This is a genomic window from Marinactinospora thermotolerans DSM 45154 (genome assembly GCF_900167435.1).
Classification (GTDB): Bacteria; Actinomycetota; Actinomycetes; order Streptosporangiales; family Streptosporangiaceae; genus Marinactinospora; species Marinactinospora thermotolerans.
Genome location: NZ_FUWS01000029.1, coordinates 1 through 4,653 on the forward strand (window position 1 = coordinate 1; position 4,653 = coordinate 4,653).

Annotated in this window: 2 protein-coding genes and 1 CRISPR repeat array; both genes read right to left on the minus strand. The window is 68.6% G+C overall.

Going from position 1 to position 4,653, the window contains the following annotated elements:
- Nucleotides 1-212: 212 nt before the first annotated feature.
- Complete coding sequence (locus B5D66_RS24750) at nucleotides 213-1,385, minus strand: methyltransferase domain-containing protein (protein ID WP_200813785.1); 1,173 nt, start codon at nucleotides 1,383-1,385, stop codon at nucleotides 213-215.
- Nucleotides 1,386-1,691: 306 nt separating this feature from the next.
- A CRISPR array of direct repeats spans nucleotides 1,692-2,149; the repeat unit is 28 nt; unit sequence GGACCATCCCCGCGTGCGCGGGGAGCAC.
- A gap of 679 nt (nucleotides 2,150-2,828) precedes the next feature.
- Nucleotides 2,829-3,995 (minus strand): methyltransferase, FxLD system, encoded by a 1,167-nt coding sequence (gene fxlM, locus B5D66_RS24755; RefSeq protein WP_159457321.1) that lies wholly within the window; start codon nucleotides 3,993-3,995, stop codon nucleotides 2,829-2,831.
- Between the last annotated feature and the right edge of the window lie 658 nt (nucleotides 3,996-4,653).

The window sequence follows — 4,653 nt, forward strand, 5'->3', positions numbered from 1 at the left end:
CCCCGCGTGCGCGGGGAGCACTCTTATTGACCTGGGACGTTACCAGCGACCACCCCCGGTTTCGACCACTTCTTAAGAAAAGGGCGAAACAGCCAATAAGACACGAAACACCCTCAAGGAAACCGCGAACTTAACGCGCCCCGCCCTCCCCAACCGAAACTGACCCTCCGGCCGCCACAAGGCGAGGATTCCCGCGTGTCAGGAAGTCCTGGTCACAACGTGAGAACGTTGCCGGGCTCATCCACCCACAGCCGATGCTCACCATCAGAGGTGACGGTCAACCCGAACCGGTCCTGCCCCGGCCGGCCCGCCCCCAGCCACACCTCACGCGCGGCACCGACCTCGGCCCACAGATCCCGGGGACCACACCGCTTCACCTCGAACGGACCCCCCTCCGGGCTGTACTCCCCCAACGCCCACGACCCCGAACCATCCCGGTCATAGACGTACACCGACGCCTCACCGGCGTCCTCCACGTTGTCCTCGGCGGCCTCCCACGAGGCGTAGCCGAGCCCCGGGACGAGGTGCCCGAGCAACAGGCGCCAGCCGGCGTCACGGTCGGTCACCAGGCGGGGGTTCACGGTCGTCTCACCGGGGACCGCCGCCGGGTCGTCCTCGTCCACGAACGTGTCGATGCCGAGCGGGGCGAGGCGGTGTTCGCGCAGCATCATGAATCCGGCGTCGGAGACGATGCGCCCGGTCGCGGTTCCATCTCCGGCGACCTCCAGCAGGGCGAGAACGCCCGTGGTGAATCCGAGGCCGGGTGTCCACGGGGCGAGCACGAGCCCGCCCGGCCGGGTCCCGGAGATCCACGCGGCCGGGATGTGGCGCACGCCCACCGTCGCGATCACCCGATCGAACGGGCCGCCCTCCACCTCACGGGCGCCGTCGCCGACGAGCAGGCGCGGTTTGCAGCCCTCCCGGGTGAGTGCTTCACGGGCCGTCTCGGCCACCGTCTCGTCCAGCTCGACCGAGACCACGCCGTCCTCGCCGGCCAGCTCGCACAGCAACGCCGTGTTGTAGCCCGACCCGGTCCCGATCTCCAGCACCCGATCTCCCGGGCTGACAGCGAGCTCTTGGAGCATGCGCACCACCAGCGAGGGCTGCGACAGGGAGCTGGTCGGGATCCGGCCACGGCCGTCCTCGCCGTCGGGTCGCCCGTCGTCCACCTGGGTGACGAGGTAGACGTCCTCGCCGAGCCACCGTTGCACCTCAGGGTCGGTGTCGCGGGGCCGGGGTTCATACCAGCCGTCTCGTGCGGCCCACACGGTGGCCGGCACGAAGGCGTCGCGGTTCACGGTGAGCACCGCGCGGTGCACCTTGGGGTCCTGGATGGCGCCCTTGGCGGTGAGGACGCGGGCGATCCGCGCGCCGGCCCGGATCATTTGCCGCCCTGCCCGTCGCCAGATTGGGGCGGAACCCCTTCTGAGCCGTGCTTGGTGCCGCCGGAGCTGTCGCCGGTGCCGCCCCGGCCGGAGTTCAGTGGGTTTGTCGGGGTCCCTGTGGCTGCCCATGAGGCTCCTGCCTGTTGAGGGGATGCTCACCGGCGACGGTAGCCTCACGGTCACCTAGGGTCATCGGATCCGGCCGAACACGGACACCTGGAATACCAGCGGCCCCACGCCAGATTTGGCGTGACACCGGACGGGACAAGCCGAGCTAGAGCACCCGGGGTTCCCCCAAGGCTGCCCGGCCCATCCCCGCGTGCGCGGGGAGCACTCCGGCGGAGCCACCACGTTGGGGTTGTAGTCGGGACCATCCCCGCGTGCGCGGGGAGCACTTCGTCCCATGATGGGACTCGCTTTTCGTAATTAGGACCATCCCCGCGTGCGCGGGGAGCACCAGACCCCGGGAGTAGCCGTACATGTGGTTCAGGGACCATCCCCGCGTGCGCGGGGAGCACACCATCGAACGCTACGACCGGACTCTCCGGACTGGACCATCCCCGCGTGCGCGGGGAGCACCCGAGGACGGTCCAGCGAAAAGCAGGGGAGTCATGGACCATCCCCGCGTGCGCGGGGAGCACCGCCGCGGCGAACGCCTTCGCGTCGACGGTGAGGGACCATCCCCGCGTGCGCGGGGAGCACCGACGGTGCGGACGCCACCTCGACCTCGGTCTTGGGACCATCCCCGCGTGCGCGGGGAGCACTCTTATTGACCTGGGACGTTACCAGTGACCACCCCCGGTTTCGACCACTTCTTAAGAAAAGGGCGAAACAGCCAGTAAGACACGAAACCCCCATCAAGGGAATTGCGGGATTGGCGTGGCCCGCCCTCCCCGGCCGAAACGGCAGGCCATCGGGAGCGAACACGTTTCACAAACCCCAAGGCAAGCCTCGAACACATCGGGCACACCCGGAGAAAACACGCCGACAAACGCCGCGACTCCCCCCGAAACCACGCCACGATCCCTTCACCGGTAAACCCAACAAGGGCCGCCAGGAGCAGGGCGGAGGGTGCGCTGCACGGCCAGATAGGGCCGGTAGGGCGGACCGTCGTGGACGAACCTTCGGAAACGACTGGAAACCGCGTGCGCCTTCCGCCATTCCGGAGAGCCGGAAGCAAAGACCTGCGGACCTTGGCGCAGAGGCGCACGCGGACGTTGCTTCTTCAATCCGAGGCGGGCTCCTGGCAGAGTGATCCCGCCCCTCCTCGGCTGTGAGGTCGCCTGCCTGGCCACGCCCACCAGCCCGTTCCCGGTTTTCGACGCGACCTGACCGAAGCCCCCGGCTCCTTGGGGCAGGAAAGCCCGCGAAACCCGCGTGGACCCGAGGTGAAGACGAGCGGTGAGCCTCACGGGGTTGAGACCGAGATCGCCGGAGCCCGTCTCAACCCTTCCAGTCCAGACACAGCACGGTGTCGTGTTTGGTGATCCCTCGGCCTGCCGTGGCAGCGGTCTTCTTCACCACTGTCGCGCCGATCCGGTCGGAGCGGTCCTTTCCCCATTCCCGGATGTGGTCGAGCAGCCGCGCGCACAGTTCGTCGCCGTTCGGGCCATGGCCGATCACGCCGAGTCGTGAACGGTGTCCGCCCTCCCGCGAGGGGAGAGGACGATGGGCGAGGTAGGCCAGCGAGGCGTCTTCGGCGATGGCCGGGCTGAGCATCGGGATCACCGGGACCGCCCGCCCGCTCCGCACCGCCTCGTCAGTGGCCATGATGCGGCAGGTCCCCGTCTCGAAGACGGCCAGGCGCCCCCAGATACCGTGCAGCGGTTCGGCGCCGATTTCGACTTCTGACCAGAGCTCGCTTCTGGGGGTGTCGAGCACGCTGCCGAGCGCCTCGACAGTGATGTCCTGGTCGTCATCGCAGCGCAGGCTCACCCCGCCCAGGTCGATGTCGTGTTCACCGTCGTCGTTGCGCATGGGGATGAAACCACACAGCTTCACCGACTTCGACTCCAGCCGGTCCCCTCGACGCTCGAAGGCGAAGGAACGGGTGGTGCCGCGGAACCGCAACGGCACGACGAGAAGCCCTCCTTCGACGAGCTGGTCGAACCAGGCCGGGGGGATGTCCCAGGCGCCGGCGGTGACGATGATCCGGTCGTAGGGAACGCGCCGGGGTACCCCGTTCTCCCCGTCGCCTTCGACCAGATGGACCCCACGTATGCCGGCGCGTTCCAGGGCCTTGCGGGTGTGGGCCACGGCGTCGGGGTCGATGTCGATGGTGGTGACCTCGGCGCCCAGGTGGGTGAGCAGGGCAGCGTTGTAGCCGGTTCCCGCCCCGATCTCCAGAATCCGCTGGCCTGGGCGGACATGGAGTTGCTCCAGCATCATCGCGACGATGCCGGGGGTGGAGGCCGAGCTGAGGCACGTACCGTCCGGAGCCGTCTTGGTGGGGACGTTCTTATCGGCGTAGGCCTCTTCCAGGTCGGCCTCGGGCAGGAAGAGATGACGTTCGACGCTTCGCATGGCCCGTTCCACACGGGCTGTGGTGATCCACCCGCCGTCACGGATCTGGTCGACGAGGGCGTTGCGCAGTTCGGATGCGGTGTTCATCTTCTCGTTCTCACATGTCTCAGGTGATGAGCAGGCAGGCGTCCCAAGCGGTGTGGTGTGCCCGCGGGGACAGCGAGATGCCGTCGAGTTCGAGCTCTTCAGCGGCCTCCCGCAGGGTCGTGCCCTCCTCTCTCCCACCTCCAGCGGGCCACCGGGAGTGGCCCAGAAGACGCGGCCGTGGTCGACGATGCGCAGCAGCAGGGCGCGGGCGGCCCCTCGCGCGGGGGTTCGAGGGTTTCCGGTCATGAACCACGCGGCGCGTACATCGAGTGCGCGCGATCGCGTGACACGTCTCGTTCCGGCCGCCGCTCCTCCCGATGACCTTCACTGAGGCCGTTCTTCTCGGCGGGTTCTTTCCGGGCGAGGCCACGGCACCACCGGAGGCCGCGCACCCTGTCCGGGCATAGCGAAGCCACGTTCCATGGTGATCCAGCTGATCCTCTGGCCAGCCTAGGGCGGGGATTCTCGCCTGTCAGGAAGTTCTGGTCACAGCGCCAGAAGGTCGCTGGGACCATCCCCGCGTGCGCGGGGAGCACATTGCTATCGGTGGGCTTGTCAGGGTTGCCGCGGGACCATCCCCGCGTGCGCGGGGAGCACACCGCGGCCTCCCAGGTCGCGCCCTCCTGCGGGGGACCATCCCCGCGTGCGCGGGGAGCAC